The 16,550-nt window shown below is 72.4% G+C and carries 16 protein-coding genes; 9 read left to right on the top strand and 7 right to left on the bottom strand.

Annotated elements, in window-relative coordinates; genetic code table 11:
* The first annotated feature begins 174 nt into the window (after positions 1-174).
* The 3 genes from EV385_RS23745 (at position 175) to EV385_RS23755 (ending at position 4,198) form a co-directional block, all read left to right on the top strand.
* Positions 175-1,638, top strand: coding sequence for a glycosyl hydrolase family 18 protein (locus tag EV385_RS23745; protein WP_130511462.1), 1,464 nt, complete (start codon positions 175-177; stop codon positions 1,636-1,638).
* 102 nt (positions 1,639-1,740) lie between these two features.
* On the top strand, positions 1,741-3,147 hold the full coding sequence (locus EV385_RS23750) for a class II 3-deoxy-7-phosphoheptulonate synthase (RefSeq protein ID WP_130511463.1): 1,407 nt from the start codon (positions 1,741-1,743) through the stop codon (positions 3,145-3,147).
* Positions 3,140-4,198, top strand: a complete 1,059-nt coding sequence (locus tag EV385_RS23755; RefSeq protein WP_278045004.1) for a threonine aldolase family protein — start codon at positions 3,140-3,142, stop codon at positions 4,196-4,198. The genes EV385_RS23750 and EV385_RS23755 overlap by 8 nt, the downstream gene beginning before the upstream one ends.
* Positions 4,199-4,217: 19 nt before the next feature.
* On the opposite strand, the gene EV385_RS23760 is transcribed toward EV385_RS23755, so the two are convergent.
* The 3 genes from EV385_RS23760 to EV385_RS23770 all read right to left on the bottom strand — a co-directional run bounded on the left by EV385_RS23760 (position 4,218) and on the right by EV385_RS23770 (position 7,913).
* Entirely contained in the window at positions 4,218-5,087 is an 870-nt protein-coding gene (locus tag EV385_RS23760) for a deoxyribonuclease IV (protein ID WP_242625040.1), read from the bottom strand.
* On the bottom strand, positions 5,078-7,042 hold the full coding sequence (gene pknB / locus EV385_RS23765; RefSeq protein ID WP_130511464.1) for a Stk1 family PASTA domain-containing Ser/Thr kinase: 1,965 nt from the start codon (positions 7,040-7,042) through the stop codon (positions 5,078-5,080). The genes EV385_RS23760 and pknB overlap by 10 nt, the downstream gene beginning before the upstream one ends.
* A gap of 160 nt (positions 7,043-7,202) precedes the next feature.
* A complete protein-coding gene (locus EV385_RS23770; RefSeq protein WP_130511465.1) occupies positions 7,203-7,913 on the bottom strand; it encodes a hypothetical protein in 711 nt (236 codons plus the stop codon).
* 102 nt (positions 7,914-8,015) lie between these two features.
* On the opposite strand from EV385_RS23770, the gene EV385_RS23775 reads away from it, so the two are divergent.
* Genes EV385_RS23775 through EV385_RS23785 form a run of 3 tightly spaced genes read left to right on the top strand, consistent with a single transcriptional unit; the run spans position 8,016 to position 9,081 of the window.
* Entirely contained in the window at positions 8,016-8,393 is a 378-nt protein-coding gene (locus EV385_RS23775) for an Rv2175c family DNA-binding protein (RefSeq protein ID WP_130511466.1), read from the top strand.
* Between the two features lie 6 nt (positions 8,394-8,399).
* Positions 8,400-8,726, top strand: coding sequence for a lycopene cyclase domain-containing protein (locus EV385_RS23780; protein WP_130511467.1), 327 nt, complete (start codon positions 8,400-8,402; stop codon positions 8,724-8,726).
* A 13-nt stretch (positions 8,727-8,739) separates the two neighbouring features.
* A complete protein-coding gene (locus EV385_RS23785; protein ID WP_130511468.1) occupies positions 8,740-9,081 on the top strand; it encodes a lycopene cyclase domain-containing protein in 342 nt (113 codons plus the stop codon).
* Between the two features lie 15 nt (positions 9,082-9,096).
* On the opposite strand, the gene EV385_RS23790 is transcribed toward EV385_RS23785, so the two are convergent.
* Positions 9,097-10,170, bottom strand: coding sequence for a polyprenyl synthetase family protein (locus EV385_RS23790; RefSeq protein ID WP_130511469.1), 1,074 nt, complete (start codon positions 10,168-10,170; stop codon positions 9,097-9,099).
* A gap of 62 nt (positions 10,171-10,232) precedes the next feature.
* Here EV385_RS23790 and metF point away from each other — a divergent pair, with 62 nt between their 5' ends.
* Both metF and EV385_RS23800 read left to right on the top strand, forming a co-directional pair.
* Positions 10,233-11,147, top strand: coding sequence for a methylenetetrahydrofolate reductase [NAD(P)H] (metF, locus tag EV385_RS23795; RefSeq protein ID WP_130511470.1), 915 nt, complete (start codon positions 10,233-10,235; stop codon positions 11,145-11,147).
* On the top strand, positions 11,114-11,836 hold the full coding sequence (locus tag EV385_RS23800) for a CDP-alcohol phosphatidyltransferase family protein (protein ID WP_242625041.1): 723 nt from the start codon (positions 11,114-11,116) through the stop codon (positions 11,834-11,836). Before metF ends, EV385_RS23800 begins: the two co-directional genes overlap by 34 nt.
* A gap of 287 nt (positions 11,837-12,123) precedes the next feature.
* Here the strand turns inward: EV385_RS23800 and EV385_RS23805 are convergent, their stop codons facing one another.
* Genes EV385_RS23805 through EV385_RS23815 form a run of 3 tightly spaced genes read right to left on the bottom strand, consistent with a single transcriptional unit; the run spans position 12,124 to position 15,535 of the window.
* Entirely contained in the window at positions 12,124-12,867 is a 744-nt protein-coding gene (locus EV385_RS23805; RefSeq protein ID WP_130511471.1) for a succinate dehydrogenase/fumarate reductase iron-sulfur subunit, read from the bottom strand.
* Positions 12,867-14,801, bottom strand: coding sequence for a fumarate reductase/succinate dehydrogenase flavoprotein subunit (locus EV385_RS23810; RefSeq protein WP_130511472.1), 1,935 nt, complete (start codon positions 14,799-14,801; stop codon positions 12,867-12,869). The genes EV385_RS23805 and EV385_RS23810 overlap by 1 nt, the downstream gene beginning before the upstream one ends.
* A gap of 2 nt (positions 14,802-14,803) precedes the next feature.
* Positions 14,804-15,535: a succinate dehydrogenase cytochrome b subunit gene (locus EV385_RS23815; protein ID WP_423203078.1), complete on the bottom strand. Its 732-nt coding sequence runs from the start codon at positions 15,533-15,535 to the stop codon at positions 14,804-14,806.
* A gap of 72 nt (positions 15,536-15,607) precedes the next feature.
* On the opposite strand from EV385_RS23815, the gene EV385_RS23820 reads away from it, so the two are divergent.
* Positions 15,608-16,534, top strand: coding sequence for a LysR family transcriptional regulator (locus EV385_RS23820; RefSeq protein ID WP_207229912.1), 927 nt, complete (start codon positions 15,608-15,610; stop codon positions 16,532-16,534).
* Positions 16,535-16,550: the final 16 nt, after the last annotated feature.

A 16,550-nucleotide genomic window follows, 5' to 3' on the forward strand; every position in this document is an offset into this window, starting at 1 on the left:
GGTCATGAGCGCAGACTACGCGCCGTGGTGGATCGCTGGCACGCCGTCGCGCCGACTCCCGGAAAGTTATGGAGCCGGTTAATCCCCGGGTCACATCTTGACGCATGTTCATCGATGTGACTACGGTCTCTTCACATCCTTTTGGAAAGTTTCCTAATTGTTTCTGGAGACGCCGTGAAGAGATCCGCCCGCCGCGCCCTGTGCGCCGCCGTCATCACCACGGCCGCCGTCGTCCTGGTCCCCGTCGTCCAGGCGTCCGCCGCCACCGCCTGCGCCCCGGCGTGGGCCGCCACCCAGGTCTACGTCAAGGACAACAGCGCCTCCCAGAACGGCCATAACTACACCGCGAAGTGGTGGACTCAGAACGAGAGCCCGGCCACCCACAGCGGCCAGTGGGACGTCTGGATCGACAACGGCGCCTGCGGCGGCGGCACCCCGCCGACCACGCCGCCCACGACCTCGCCCACCACGACCCCGCCGACCACCACCCCCACCACGTCGCCGACGACGAACCCGCCCAGCGGCAAGAACCTGGTCGGCTACTTCGCCGAGTGGGGGATCTACGGCCGCAACTACCACGTCAAGAACATCGTGACCAGCGGCTCCGCCTCGAAGCTGACCCACATCCTGTACGCCTTCGGCAACACCACCGGCGGCCAGTGCGCCATCGGTGACTCGTACGCCGACTACGACAAGGCGTACACGGCGGCGGACAGCGTCGACGGGGTCGCCGACACCTGGGACGCGGGCGCGCTGCGCGGCAACTTCGGCCAGCTCCGCAAGCTGAAGAAGCTGTACCCGAACATCAAGGTGATCTGGTCCTTCGGCGGCTGGACCTGGTCCGGCGGCTTCACCCAGGCCGCGGCGAACCCGACCGGCTTCGCCAACTCCTGCTACAACCTGGTCAAGGACTCCCGCTGGGCCGACGTCTTCGACGGCATCGACATCGACTGGGAGTACCCCAACGCCTGCGGCCTGTCCTGTGACGCCAGCGGCCCGGCCGCCTACGACAAGGTGATCAGCGCGCTGCGTACCAAGTTCGGCAACAACTTCCTGATCACCTCGGCGATCTCGGCCGACGGCAGCAACGGCGGCAAGCTCGACGTGGCCGACTACAAGTCCGGCATCGACAAGCTGAACCTGGTCTTCCCGATGACCTACGACTACTTCGGCGCGTTCGCCCCGCAGGGCCCGACCGCCCCGCACTCGCCGCTCACGTCGTACCCGGGCATCCCGCAGCAGGGGTTCTGGTCCGACGCGGCGATCCAGAAGCTGAAGAGCAAGGGCGTGCCGGCCAACAAGATGCTGCTTGGCATCGGCTTCTACGGCCGCGGCTGGACCGGCGTCACCCAGTCCGCCCCGGGCGGTACGGCGACCGGTGCGGCCCCCGGCACCTACGAGGCGGGCATCGAGGACTACAAGGTGCTCAAGGGCTCCTGCCCGGCCACCGGCACGGTCGGCGGCACCGCGTACGCCAAGTGCGGCAGCAACTGGTGGAGCTACGACACCCCGGCGACGGTCGGCGGCAAGATGGACTACGTCAAGCAGCAGGGCCTCGGCGGGGCGTTCTTCTGGGAGTTCTCCGGCGACACCAGCAACGGTGAGCTGATCTCGGCGATCCGCAACGGGCTCGGCTGAGCCGATCCTTCAAGAAGCCGATCCGTCAAGAAACAGTCCTAGAAAGTGGGGCGCCGGGAACCTCCCGGCGCCCCGTTTTCCTGCCCGCCGTACGCTGCTGACATGCGCCGCGAGTGGCACCAGCTCAGTCATCCGGGGGTGGGCAACCCGGCCCTCCAGACGTCCCGCCCGTCCACCGACTCCGCCGAGGACGAGGCCCTCGGCCTCGACCGGTGGCGCGAGCTGCCCCGGGTCCAGATGCCGCCGTGGCCGGACTCCGGCGAGGTCGCCGAGGTCTGCCAGGTCCTCGACAACGTGCCCTCGATCGTCGCGCCGTACGAGGTCGACCAGCTGCGCGCCAAGCTCGCCGACGTGTGCGAGGGCCGGGCGTTCCTGCTGCAGGGCGGCGACTGCGCCGAGACGTTCGCCGACAACACCGAGAGCCACCTGCTGGCCAACGCCCGCACCCTGCTGCAGATGGCGGTGGTGCTCACGTACGGGGCGTCGATGCCCGTGGTCAAGGTGGCCCGGGTCGCCGGGCAGTACACCAAGCCGCGCTCCGCGCCCACCGACGCGCTCGGGCTGCCCGCGTACCGGGGCGATCTGATCAACTCGCTGGACGCCTCCGAGCAGGCCCGGGTCGCCGACCCGCAGCGCATGATCCGCGCATACGCGAACTCGGCGGCGGCCATGAACATGCTCCGGGCGTATCTGTCCGGCGGCCTGGCCGACCTGCACGGCCTGCACGACTGGAACAAGGACTTCGTGCGCGCCTCCCCGGCGGGCGAACGCTACGAGGCGATCGCCCGCGAGATCGACCGGGCCCTGGACTTCATCCGGGCCTGCGGCATGACCGAGAACGAGGCGCTGCGTACGGTCAGCCTGTACTGCTCCCACGAGGCGCTGGCGCTGGAGTACGACCGCGCCCTGACCCGGGTCTCCGGCGGCCGCGCGTACGGACTGAGCGGGCATTTCCTGTGGGTGGGGGAGCGGACCCGCCAGCTCGACCACGCCCACATCGACTTCGTCAGCCGCATCGCCAACCCGATCGGCGTCAAGCTGGGCCCCGGCACGTCCCCGGAGACGGCGATCGAGCTGTGCGAGAAGCTCAACCCGGACAACGTGCCCGGCCGCCTCACCCTGATCAGCCGGATGGGCAACGGCAAGGTCCGCGACGCGCTGCCCCCGATCGTTGAGAAGGTCACCTCCACCGGCGCCAAGGTGGTGTGGCAGTGCGACCCCATGCACGGCAACACCCACGAGTCCAGCAACGGCTACAAGACCCGCCACTTCGACCGGATCGTCGATGAGGTGCTCGGCTACTTCGAGGTGCACCGCGGGCTGGGCACCCACCCGGGCGGCATCCACGTCGAACTGACCGGTGAGGACGTCACCGAATGCCTCGGCGGCGCGCAGGGCATCGAGGACCTGGACCTGCCGGACCGGTACGAGACCGCCTGCGACCCCCGGCTCAACACCCAGCAGTCGCTGGAACTGGCGTTCCTGGTCGCGGAGATGCTGCGTGGTTGAGCTGCCGCGCACCACGGTGGGCGGTCCGGTCGTGGACCTGCGCTCCGACACGGTCACCCGGCCGACGCCCGCGATGCGCGCGGCGATGGCGGCCGCCGAGGTCGGTGACGACGTCTTCGGTGACGACCCCACGGTCATCGCGCTCGAAGCCGAGGTCGCGGCGCTGTTCGGGCACGAGGCGGCGCTGTTCGCGCCGTCCGGCACGATGACCAACCAGATCGCGCTGCAACTGGTCGTGCCGCGCGGCGGGGAACTGCTGACCGGCGCGGACGGGCACGTCGTCACGTACGAGCTGGGCGGGGCCGCGACGCTCGGCGGCATCTCCACCCGTACCTGGCCCGCCGTCGGCGCCGACCTGGACGTCGCGCGGATCGCCGACATGATCCGGCCCGCGGGTTTCCCGTCGCTGCCGACCTCGGCCATCGCGATCGAGCAGACCCACAACCTCGGCGGCGGGGGCGTGACCAGCCTGGACGCTTTGCGGGCGCTACGCGCCGCCGCGGACGACGCCGGGATCGCCCTGCACTGCGACGGCGCCCGGATCTGGCACGCGCACGTCGCGGACGGGGTGCCCCTCGACGCGTACGGATCCCTGTTCGACACGCTGTCGGTCTGCCTGTCCAAGGGCCTGGGGGCGCCGGTCGGCTCCCTGGTCGTCGGCAGCGCCGAACGGATCGCGCGGGCCCGGGCCATCCGCAAGCGGATGGGTGGCGGTATGCGCCAGGTCGGCATCCTCGCCGCCGCCGGTCTGCACGCGCTGCGTCACCACCTGACCCGGCTGGCCGAGGACCACGCCCGGGCGCGGCGGCTGGCCGAGGCGTTGGCGCCGTCCGGGGTGGTGGACCCGGCGGCCGTGCGTACCAATCTGGTCCCGCTGGATCTCAGCGACGCCGCGCTGGACGCGCCCGCGCTGGCCGCCGCGGCGGCCGAGCGGGGCGTGCTGCTGGCGGCGATGCTGCCGCGCAGGGCCCGGCTGGTCACCCACCTCGACGTCGACGACGCCGCCCTCGACCGCGCCATCGACGTGCTGACGGCTCTGCTGCGCCGGTAACGCTCCGGACCCGGACTCCTCAAGATCCGGCGGGTGGGCGCAGGTCTTTGAGCAGGGCGATGTCGGCGGCGTGGCCGGCGTGGCCTTCGGTCGGGGTCTCCACGACCACGGGTACGCCCGCGACCGCCGGGTGGGCCAGCAGTTCCGCGAACGCGGCCGCGCCGATGCGGCCCCGCCCGATGGTCTCGTGCCGGTCCCGGGTCGAGCCGCAGCCGTCCTTGGAGTCGTTGGCGTGCACGAGCTGCAGCCGCCCTGGCCCGACCGTGGCGACCAGCTCGTCCAGCGTGGCGGTCATCCCGCCCGGGGTGGCCAGGTCGTGCCCGGCCGCCCAGGCGTGGCAGGTGTCGAAGCACACGCCCAGCCCCGGATGGCCCTCCACCGCCGCCAGGTACGGCGCGAGATCGCTCATCTTCGACGCGAGGCTGCGCCCGCCCCCGGCGCTGGGCTCCACCAGCAGCCGGGGCAGCCCCTCGGCCACGGCCCGGTCGAGCAGCGGCAGCAGGGCCTCGCGGACCTGGTGCAGGGCCTTGTCGTCGTGCGCGGGATCGACCGAGCTGCCCGCGTGGAAGACCACCGCGGTGGCGCCGATCGCCGCGCCGCGCAGCAGTGCGTGCTCCAGGGTCTGCACCGAGCGCTGCACGGTCAGCTCGGTGGGCGAGCCCAGATTCACCAGCAGCGAGGCGTGGATGTACGCGGGCAGCCCCCGCTCGCCGCAGCCGTCGCGGAACAGCGCGTCCTGCGCCGGGTCGCCGGGCGGCAGCGCCCAGCCCCGGGAGTTGGACACGTAGACCTGGACCACCTCGGAGGCGGCCGCGTCGGCGTACGGCAGGGCGGCCCTGGCCAGGCCGCCCGAGGACTTGGTGTGCGAACCGATCCTGCTCAGAAGCACTGGATCACGACTTCGGTCTGCGGCGCGACGGGGGTGTTCTCGGGCGGGTTCTGGAAGCGTGCGACGCCGTTGGGGTTGAGGCCCTGCACGTTCGCCCGCAGGTTGAGGCTCTGCAGCTGCTGCTGCGCCTGCGGGCACGGCAGGTCGACGACCCGGGGCACGATGACCTGCGGGGGACCCTTGCTGACGTCGAGTTTGATCTCGGCGTCGGTCTCCGCGCCCGTGCCGGCCTTCAAGGACTGGCCGATGACCTGGTCCGCGGGTTCGTTGCTGTCCTTGTACTCCTCCACCACCGTGAGCCCGGCCTCCTGCAGCTCGCCGCGCGCCTCGTTGATGTTCTTGCCGACCACATTCGGCACGCGGGTCGGGGAGCGGCCCTTGCTGACCGTGATGGTCACGGTGTCACCGGGCTTGAGCGAGGTGCCCGCCTTCGGGTCGGTGGCGACCACCGCCCCCTCCGGGACGGTGTCGCTGAACTGCCCGTCACCCTCCTTGACCTTGAGCTTCACCGCCTCCAGCTCGCCGCGCGCGGCGGCCAGCTCCGTGCCGACCACGTCGGGTACGGGGTAGCGTTCCGGGCCCAGCGAGAGCGTCAGGATGATCTCGCCGCCCCGGATGACGCGTTCGGTGGCGGCCGGGCGCTGCTCGAGCACCACGTCCTTGTCCACCCTCTCGCTGTACTTCCCGTCGCCGTACGTCACGGTCAGGCCCTCGCTCCCGGCGTACGCCTCGGCCTGCGCCTTGGTCATGTTGACCAGTTGCGGCGCCTCGACGTACCGGCCCAGGGTGACCCACCAGGTGCTGCCGAGCACGGTGAAGACCATCAGCGCCACAGTGGCCATGAGCACGATCCGGCGCCGGTCACCGAAGCGCCCGGGGCGGACCGGGCCGAAGGTGGCGGGCGGACCGGGCGCGCGGCGGCGCTGGGTGCGGGCGTTCGGCTGGGGCAGCCGCGCCCAGGCGGGGCGGTCCTGCACGGGGGCCATGGTGGTGGTGATCGCGGGGACCAGGGCGGTGGCGTCGGCCTGCCGTGGCCGGGCCGGGACCTGGCGCAGCAGGGCGGTCTCGACGTTCGCGGCGCCGAGGTCGTCGCGCACCACCTGGACCTCGGCCAGCATGGCGCCCGCGTCCGTGGGGCGGGCCCCCGGATCGCGGCGGGTGGCGCGGGCGACCAGGTCGTCCAGGGTGTTCGGCAGGCCCTTGACGATGCTCGACGGTGCGGGCACGTCGTTGTCGACGTGCTGCCAGGCCACCTCGACCGGCTCGGCGCCGTCGAACGGCACCCGGCCGGTGAGCATCTCGAACAGCACGATGCCCGCCGAGTAGACATCGGTACGGGCGTCGGCGTGCCCGTCGGTGACCAGCTCCGGTGCCACGTACGCGACCGTGGCCATGAGCTGGCCCGAGTCGTCGGCCGCGCTGGCCTCGACCGCGCGGGCCAGCCCGAAGTCGGCGACCTTCACCACGCTGTCGACCAGGTTGGCGATGCCGCCGGAGGGCGCCTCGGCGACCAGCACGTTCTCCGGCTTGACGTCGCGGTGCACCAGGCCGGCGCGGTGCGCGGCGGCGATCGCGGCGAGCATCTGCTCCAGGATCGCGCAGGCCTCCACCGGGTTGAGCCGGCGCCGCTGGGTGAGCAGGTCGCGCAGGGTGCGGCCCTGCACGTACTCCATCACCAGGTACGGCAGGCCCTGGTGGCGGCCCTGGTCGTAGACCGCGACGACGTTGGGGTGGGTGAGCCGGGCGATGGTCTTGGCCTCGTCGGTGAACCGGTCGACGAAATGGACGTTGGTCGCCTGCGACGGGTGGATGATCTTCAGCGCCACGGTGCGTTCGAGGCGTTCGTCGGTCGCCGTGTACACGGTCGCCATGCCGCCACGGGCGACCCGACCGGTGATCCGGTAGCGCCCGTCGATCGTCGTGCCGATCAATGTATCGGCGACTGTGGTGTCCATCGGCGTGAAGTGTATGTGCCCTTCGGGTGGCGGCAGCTCAGCATGGCACAGCTGCGGCCGAACAGGTACGTCCACACGCCCGTACCGGGGCGAATCGGACTAAATAGGACTAGGTCGCCCGGACGGCTGCCGGTCGGGCGGAGTGCCGTGAATTGCCAGGTCAGCGGCGTGGGCGGTGGGGCCGAGTCGGCTTGCCGCTCGGCCATTCCACGCTCGCGGATCCGCTCGGCGCCGCCGACACCGGCGTGGTGGTGTAACTGGCCACCGGCGTGGAAGGGGGCACCACCGGGCCGCTCGGGCGGGAGCTGCGCGTCGGCGGCGGGACCGGGCTCGGCGCGGGCGGCGTCGTCGGGCAGGGGCAGCCGCCCGGCGTAGCGGTCGTGCGCGTCGGCGCGGCCGGGCGGTCCCGGCGCGGCGGGTCGAACCGCCCGCGCATCGCCGCCGGGTCGCCACCCGCCCCCACACCGTCCGTGGGGCCGGTCGGCGTCGGGCTCGGCCGTGGTTGCGGCGAGCCGGAACCACGGCCCAGGCGCGCGGTCGCCGCCGCCCGCACCCCGTCGGTCTCCGGGCCGCCCGCCTGCGCACCACCGCCGGTCGGCCCGCCAGCCGTCGACGGGTACGGCGGCGCCCCGCCCGGCGGCACCGACGGCGTCGCGCCCGTGCCCAGCGCCAGGTACCCGCCCCCGGCGCCCGCGGCGATCACCAGCCCGAACGCGGACGCGACCACCATCCGGCGCGGGGTGACGGACCCGCCCGCCCGGTGCGCGCCACCCCCCGGGGCGCGGCCCTGGGTGAGCCACCGGCGCAGGTCGTAGTGGACCGACCGCCAGGCACCGGCCAGCTCGACGCGGGTTCTCCGCCACGGGTTCATCGGGCCACCTCTGCTGCGCTCTGGTCGGGCCGGGTCTGTCGCGGTGCCGGGTCGTCCGGATCCGCGTGGTGCGGACCCGGCGAGTTCTGGCACGCTGTGCAGGTGAGCGATTCCGCAGTGACCGTGGGTGCGGCGGCCGGACCGCCGACCGAGCCCGCCGCCTGGCTGCCCCTGCCCGACGTGGCGGAGCGCCTGGACATCTCGATCAGCAAGGTGCACCAGATGATCCGCGACGGCGCGCTGCTCGCGGTGCGACGCGACGGCATCCGGGTGGTGCCCGAGGAGTTGGTGGCCAACAGCACCGTGCTCAAGCACCTCCCCGGCGTCCTCACACTCCTGCACGACGCCGGGTACAACGACGAAGAGGCTGTCCGGTGGCTCTACCAGCCCGACGAGGCGCTCGACGGCAACGCCGCCCGGGGACTCGGCGGGCACCGCGCCCGCGAGGTCAAGCGGCGCGCGCAGGCGCTCGGCTTCTGAGCCGCCGTGCGACACCTCACGTACGTGGCGGTGCTGGCCGGCTGCCTGGCCGCCGCGGCCTGGCTGGAGCCGGTGCTGAAGGTCAACGTGCTGCGCCGGTGGCGGCGGCTGCTGCTGGCGGTGCTGCCCGTGGCGACCGTGTTCGCCCTCTGGGACATGGCGGCCATCGCGGCCGGGCACTGGACCTTCGACCCCGCCCAGACGACCGGGGTGGTGCTGCCCGGCGGTCTGCCGCTCGACGAGGCGCTGTTCTTCCTCGTGGTGCCGTGCTGCGCGGTGCTGGGCTTCGAGGCCGTCCGAGCGGTGCTGCGCCGCCCGGCCGGCGACGAATGACGGGGCGGCCCCGATGACCTACACGGCGGCGGCGCTGCTGGGGGTGGCCGGGGCGCTGCTGGTGGATCTGGTCGGGCTGCGTACCCGGCTAGTGCGGCGGGCCGTCTTCTGGGCGACGTACCCGATCGTGCTGGTCTTCCAACTGCTGTCGAACGGCATCCTCACCGGCCGCCGGATCGTGATCTACGACCCGGCGGCGATCGTGGGCTGGCGCATCGCGTACGCGCCCGTGGAGGACCTGCTGTTCGGCTTCGCGATGGTGCTGCTCACCCTGTCGGTGTGGGTGTGGCTGGGCCGTCGCGGGGTCCAGCCCACCCCGCGTGCCGGCGAGGGCGGCCGCTTCCCGCGCCGCTGACCCCCGCGGGCCGGGTCAGCCGGTGCGGCGGGTGGCGGCGTCCGCCAGATCGCGCAGGACGGTACGGGCCTCCGCCTCGACCTCCGCGGCGGCCAGCGCCGCCAGCGCCTGGTCGGTGAGCGTCGCGATGCGCTCCTCCGTGCGCGCGAGCGCCCCGCTGTCGCGGATCAGCGTGCGCAGCCGGTCGACCCCCGGGGCGTCCAGGGCCGGGTCGCCCAGCCCCGCCTCCAGCGCGGCCCGCCCGCCCTCGTCCAGCGCCGCGAACGCGGCCGCCACCAGATACGTACGTTTGCCCTCGCGCAGGTCGTCACCCGCGGGCTTGCCGGTCTGCGCCGGGTCCCCGAACACCCCCAGCACGTCGTCGCGAAGCTGGAACGCCTCGCCGAGGGCCAGCCCGAACGCCGAGTACGCCGCCGCCAGCCCCGGCGGCGCCCCGGCCAGCGCGGCACCGAGCAGCAACGGCCGCTCGACCGTGTACGAGGCCGACTTGTACCGGGCCACCTTGGCGGCCCGCTCCACCGACGTGTCGCCGGTGGCCTGGGTGAGCACGTCCAGGTACTGCCCGACGGTCACCTCGGTGCGCATCGCGTCGAAGACCACCCGGGCCCGGGACAGGTCGGCGAGGTCGAGCCCGCTGGAGTGCAGCAGCTCGTCGGACCAGACCAGCGCCAGGTCGCCGAGGAGCACGGCGGCGCTGTCGCCGAACGCCGTGGCCCCGCCCCGCCAGCCCGAGTCGGTGTGCCGGATGGCGAAGCGGCGGTGCACCGCGGGCTCGCCGCGCCGGGTGTCCGAGCGGTCCATCAGGTCGTCATGGATCAGGGCGCTGGCCTGCACCAGCTCCAGCGCGGAGACCGCCGCGACCACCTGGTCGGAGTCGAGGCCACCCGCCCCCCGGAACCCCCAGTACGCGAACGCGGGCCGCAGCCGCTTGCCGCCGCCCAGCACGAACGCCTCCATCGCGTCGGCGACCTCGTCCAGGGCCGGGTCGATCGCGAGCAGCGTGGTCCGCTGGGTGGCCAGGAACGTGGCGAGGGCCTTGTCGACGCGGGACCGCAGGCCCGCCCGTTCGAGCGGCGAGGTGGACGTCACGCGGCCAAACTAGCCGGTAACGCGTCGCCCGGCATGTCGGGCCCAGCCGGTACAGTCACAGGGTGTCTCTCGGTCTTCCGTCCCGGCTGCCCGCGTCACCGGCGATCGGTGACCTCATCCGGGAGTGCGCGCCCACGTTCAGCTTCGAGTTCTTCCCGCCCAAGACGCGGGAGGGCGAGCGCCTGCTCTGGCAGGCCATCCGCGAGCTGGAGTCGTTGCAGCCCAGCTTCGTGTCGATCACGTACGGCGCGGGCGGCACCACCCGCGACACCACGGTCGCCGTCACCGAGCGGGTCGCCACGGAGACCACGCTGCTGCCGATGGCGCACCTGACCGCGGTCAACCACTCGATCGCCGAGCTGCGCAACGTGATCGGGCGCCTCGCCGGTGCGGGCATCCGCAACGTGCTGGCGGTGCGGGGCGACCCGCCCGGCGACCCCATGGGCGAGTGGGTGAAGCACCCCGAGGGCGTGCTGTACGCCGAGGATCTCGTGCGTCTGCTGCGCGAGTCCGGGGACTTCAGCGTCGGCGTGGCCGCGTTCCCGTACAAGCACCCCCGCTCGCCGGACATCGACAGCGACACCCGGCAGTTCATCCGCAAGTGCCGGGCCGGGGCCGACTTCGCGATCACCCAGATGTTCTTCGACGCCGACGACTACCTGCGCCTGCGGGACCGGGTCGCCGCGGCGGGCTGCGACACACCCATCCTGCCCGGTGTGATGCCGGTCACCAGGATGGCGACGATCGAGCGGTCGGAGCAGCTGTCGGGCGCGCCGTTCCCGCCCGCGCTGCTGCGCCGCTTCGAGCGGATCGCCGACGACGAGACGGCCGTACGCGCGCTCGGCATCGAGCAGTGCAGCCAGATGTGCGCCCGGCTGCTCGACGAGGGCGTGCCCGGCATCCACTTCATCACGCTGAACCGTTCGACCGCGACCCGCGAGGTGTGGCAGCAACTCGCCGCCCGGGTGCCCGCCTGACGGGGCGGCCCGACGCGGCGGGCGTCACCTGGGAGCGTTACGCGGCTTCCTGGTCGCAGCTGCACGGCGGCTTCGACCCGGCGTCGGCCGCGCCGGTGGTGCGCGGCTGGGTGCGGCTGGCGTATCTGGGTGGCCGGTTCCTCGGGCGCCTGGGGGTCGCCCCGGCCGTGGTCACCGTGACCGGTCTGGTCCTGTGCGCGGCCGTGCCCGCGGTGGCGCTGCTGGGACCGGTCGGCCTGCTGGCCGGCGCCGCCCTGGTACTGCTGGCCGCGGTGGCCGACACCCTCGACGGCGCGGTCGCCGTGGTGACCGGGCGGGCCACCCGGCTCGGCTTCGTCGGCGACTCCGTCGCCGACCGGCTCGGCGAACTGGCCTGGCTGGCCGCCTTCGCCGTGGCCGGGGCGCCGGGCTGGCTGGTGGCCGCCGGGCTCGCCGCCAGCTGGCTGCACGAGTACGTGCGGGCCCGCGCCGCCGTGGCCGGGATGCCCGACATCGGCGCGGTCACGGTCGGGGAGCGGCCCACCCGCGTGGTGGTGGCGGTCGGCGGGCTGCTCTGCGGCGGCATCGCGGGACTGGCACACACCGGCTGGGACGCGGGGGCAGTCACCGCGGCCGCCGCCCTCTGGCTGGTGCTGGCACTCGCCGGGCTCGGCCAGCTCACCGCAGCGGTCCGCCGCGAACTGCGGTGAACGGGAGCGCCGGGTCGGTCCTCACGGCAAGGCGGATCACGCCAAATTCGGTTGTCCGCAATGGATGGTCGCCTTACGGTGGGACGTCGGCAGGCTACTTCCCAGGGCTCTTCGCCCACCTGGCCGGCGGCGGTCGGCGGGTGTTACGGGGGCGCTTCGCCGGCCGCTGGGCCGCCGTGGCGCAGCCGCAGACTGATGCCGGGTCGACCGGCGGCAGGTGAGCCGGTGCCGGGGCTATGGTGCTCCACTACCGGAGCGCCGCAGTGGAACACCATAGCCGGGCGGGTTCACCGATTGCGCAGGGCCTTACGGTAGTCGCTGTTCAGGCGGCCGATGAGGGTGAGCGGGATGCCCTTGGGGCACACCGTCGTGCACTCGCCCGCGTTGGTGCAGCCGCCGAAGCCCGCCTCGTCCTGTGCCGCGACCATGTCGATGACCCGGCTGTCCCGTTCGGGCTGCCCCTGCGGCATCAGACCCAGGTGGGCGACCTTGGCCGCGGTGAACAGCATCGCCGAGCCGTTCGGGCAGGCCGCCACGCAGGCGCCGCAGCCGATGCAGGTGGCCGCCTCGAACGCGGCGTCCGCGTCGGCCTTCGGCACGGGGGTGGCGTGCGCGTCCGGCGCCGTACCGGTCGGGGCCGTGATGTAGCCACCCGCCTGGATGATCCGGTCGAACGCGCTGCGGTCCACCACCAGATCCTTGATGACCGGGAACGCGGCCGCCCGCCACGGCTCGACGTCGATCGTGTCGCCGTCGGCGAAGTGGCGCATGTGCAGCTGGCAGGTGGTGGTGGCCTTCTCCGGGCCGTGCGCCACGCCGTCGATCACCATGCTGCACGCGCCGCAGATGCCCTCACGGCAGTCGTGGTCGAACGCCACCGGGTCGTCGCCGTCGAGGATCAGCTTCTCGTTGAGGACGTCGAGCATCTCGAGGAAGCTGGCGTCCGGGGAGATGTCCTTGACGTCGTAGGTGACCATGCGGCCCTTGTCGTCGGGGCCCTGCTGGCGCCACACCCGTACCTGGATGTCCATTACTTGTAGCTCCGCGTGCTCGGGTGGACGTATTCGAAGTCGAGCTGTTCCTTGTGCAGGGTGGGCGTCTCGCCGCCGTACTCCCAGGCCGCGACGTAGCTGAACTGGTCGTCGTGGCGCAGGGCCTCGCCGTCGGGCGTCTGGCTCTCGGCGCGGAAGTGACCACCGGCCGACTCGGCGCGGTGCAGCGCGTCGATGCACATCAGCTCGCCCAGCTCGAGGAAGTCGGCGACCCGGCCGGCCTTCTCGAGGTTCTGGTTGAGCTGCTCGCCGGTGCCGGGCACCTTGACCCGGGTCCAGAACTCCGCGCGCAGGCCACGGATCAGCCCGATGGCCTTGGTCAGGCCCTCCTCGGTGCGCTCCATGCCGCAGTACTCCCACATGATGTGGCCGAGTTCGCGGTGGAACGAGTCGACGGTTCGGTCGCCGTTGACCGCCAGCAGCTTGGCGAGGCGCTCCTCGACCTGCGTACGGGCCGCCACGACCTCCTCGTGACCCTCGTCGATCTTCTCGAACGGGCCCGCCGCGAGGTAGTCGTTGATCGTGTTGGGCAGCACGAAGTAGCCGTCCGCCAGGCCCTGCATCAGCGCGGACGCGCCGAGCCGGTTGGCGCCGTGGTCGGAGAAGTTCGCCTCACCGATCACGAACAGGCCCGGGATCGTCGACTGCAGGTCGTAGTCGACCCAGAGGCCGCCCATCGTGTAGTGCACGGCCGGGTAGATGCGCATCGGCACCTCGTACGGGTCCTCGCCGGTGATGCGCTGGTACATCTCGAAGAGGTTGCCGTACTTGGCCTCGACGGCCTTGCGGCCCAGCCGGGCGATGGCGTCCGCGAAGTCCAGGTAGACGCCGAGGCCGCCGGGGCCGACGCCGCGGCCCTCGTCGCAGACGTTCTTCGCGGCCCGCGACGCGATGTCGCGGGGCACCAGGTTGCCGAACGACGGGTAGATCCGCTCCAGGTAGTAGTCGCGGTCCTCCTCGGCGATGTCGGCGGCCGGCTTGCCGCAGTCCTCGCGCCGTTTCGGCACCCAGACCCGGCCGTCGTTGCGCAGGCTCTCGCTCATCAGGGTGAGCTTGCTCTGGTGGCTGCCGGACTCGGGGATGCAGGTCGGGTGGATCTGCGTGTAGCAGGGGTTCGCGAACAGCGCGCCCTTGCGGTGGGCCCGCCAGCTCGCCGTGACGTTGCAACCCTTGGCGTTGGTGGACAGGAAGAACACGTTGCCGTACCCGCCGGAGGCCAGTACGACCGCGTCCGCGAGGTCCGTGGTGATCTCGCCGGTGACCAGGTCACGCACGACCACGCCGCGGGCCTTGCCGTCGACGATGACCAGTTCGAGCATCTCGTGCCGGGCGAACATCTCGATGTTGCCGAGCCCGATCTGCCGCTCCATCGCCTGGTACGCGCCGAGCAGCAGCTGCTGGCCCGTCTGCCCCCGGGCGTAGAACGTCCGGGACACCTGGGTGCCGCCGAACGACCGGTTGTCCAGCAGGCCGCCGTACTCGCGGGCGAACGGGACGCCCTGGGCGACGCACTGGTCGATGATGTTCACGCTGACCTGGGCGAGCCGGTACACGTTGGACTCGCGGGCGCGGAAGTCGCCGCCCTTGACCGTGTCGTAGAACAGCCGGTAGACGGAGTCGCCGTCGTTGCGGTAGTTCTTCGCGGCGTTGATGCCGCCCTGCGCGGCGATGGAGTGCGCGCGCCGCGGGCTGTCCTGGTAGCAGTAGGACCGCACCTTGTAGCCCGCCTCGGCCAGCGTCGCGGCGGCGGAGCCACCCGCGAGCCCGGTGCCGATCACGATGACGGTCAGCTTGCGGCGGTTGGCCGGGTTGACCAGCTTGGCGGAGAAGCGGCGCCGCTCCCAGCGGGTCTCGACGGGGCCGTCCGGGGCGGCGGTGTCGGCGATCGGGTCGCCCTCGTTCCAGAACTCCATGGTCACTTCACCAATCCGGTCAGGACCGCGAACGGCACCGACAGGTAGCCGGCCACCAGCACGACGGACAGGACGAGGGCGATTGCGCGGGCGCGCCGCTCACCGCGGGCGGTGCGCTGGCCCAGGGTGCGGGCCGCGCTGAAGATGCCGTGCCGCAGGTGGAAGCCGATGGATACGACCGCGAGGGTGTAGAAGAGCGTCACGTACCAGCGGCCGGGCGCGAAGTCGGCCACCACGTTCGCGTACGGGTGTGCGGAGTCCCCGACCGGGTTCAGGTCGCCCGTGGTCAGGTCGAGGATGTGGTAGATCACGAAGAGCAGGATGATCACGCCGCCCCAGCGCATCGTGCGGGCCGCGTAGCTGCCCTGCACCTTGGGCCGGTGGGCGTAGCGGACCGGGCGGGCCTTGCGCGCCCGGCGGGCCAGGATGGTCGCCGCGACGATGTGCCCGAGCACCGCGAAGGTCAGGCCGGCGCGCTGGATCCACAGGTACCACTGCTCGGGCAGCAGCGGCGTACCGATGGTGCGCAGCCAGTGGGCGTAGTGGTCGAAAGCCTCCGCGCCCACGAAGATCTTCAGGTTCCCGGCCATGTGGGCGAACAGGAACAGCACCAGCAGGATGCCGGTCACGGCCATGAGGAGCTTGAGCGCCACGGAGGAGCGGGCGCCGCGCCGGACCGGCTTCGCCGGGCGCGCGGGTGCCGCGTTGGGACGCGTTCGGGTGTCTACCGCCACGCCCGGAACGGTAAGAAGCCTCTGGAGCATTCGTCCAATGCATGATCGACGCAGTAACGATAGACATAAGCTATGGACATGCAGCTGCAACAGCTCAGGTACTTCACAGCCGTGGCGCAAAGTCGGCATTTCACTCAGGCCGCGGAATCCCTGGGTGTGAGCCAACCGACACTGAGTAAGCAGATTCACACCCTCGAGGACGCCCTCGGCGCCCCGCTGTTCGAGCGCGTCCGCGGCGCCGTCACCCTCACCGAGGCGGGGGAGGCGCTACTGCCCCTGGCCCTGCGCATCCTCGCGGACGCCGACGCGGCCCGCGACGCGGTCGCGGAGATCGTCGGCCTGCGGCGCGGCGAGGTCCGGCTCGGCGCCACCCCCAGCCTCTGCTCGTCGCTGGTCCCGGCCGTGCTGCGCGGCTTCCGCGCCGCACACCCCGACATCACGCTGCACGTCACCGAGGGCAGCTCCCAGGACCTCAGCGCCGACCTGCTGGCACACCGGCTCGACCTCGCCCTGATCGTGCAGCCCGAGCAGGGCGTCGACCCGGCCCTGGAGGCCACCGAGATCCTGCGCGAGAGCATCGTCGTGGCGTCGGTCTCGGACCGCCGGCCGCCCACCGTGGACGATCAGGTCGCGCTCGCCGAACTGCGCGACACCCCGCTGGTGATGTTCCGCCCCGGCTACGACATCCGTGACGTCACGCTGCAGGCGTGCCGGCGCGCCGGGTTCACCCCCCGTTTCGCGGTCGAGGGCGGCGAGATGGACGCGGTGCTGGCGTTCGTCGAGGCCGGGCTGGGTGTGGCGCTGGTACCCAGCATGGTGCTGGTCAACCGGCCGTTGCTGCGGGCCACCCCGCTCGCCCCGCCCGGCATGCGCCGCACCATCGCCCTGGCCCACCGGCGGCGCGCGGTGCTGCCGCACGCCGCCGCGGCCCTGCGCGCCTCCCTACTGCAACACATCGGTACGGGCGGCGCGCTTCCGCTCGGTGTACAGGCACTCTGACCGCCCGCCTTCTCTC

Source organism: Krasilnikovia cinnamomea (assembly GCF_004217545.1).
In the GTDB taxonomy this organism is placed as follows: Bacteria; Actinomycetota; Actinomycetes; order Mycobacteriales; family Micromonosporaceae; genus Actinoplanes; species Actinoplanes cinnamomeus.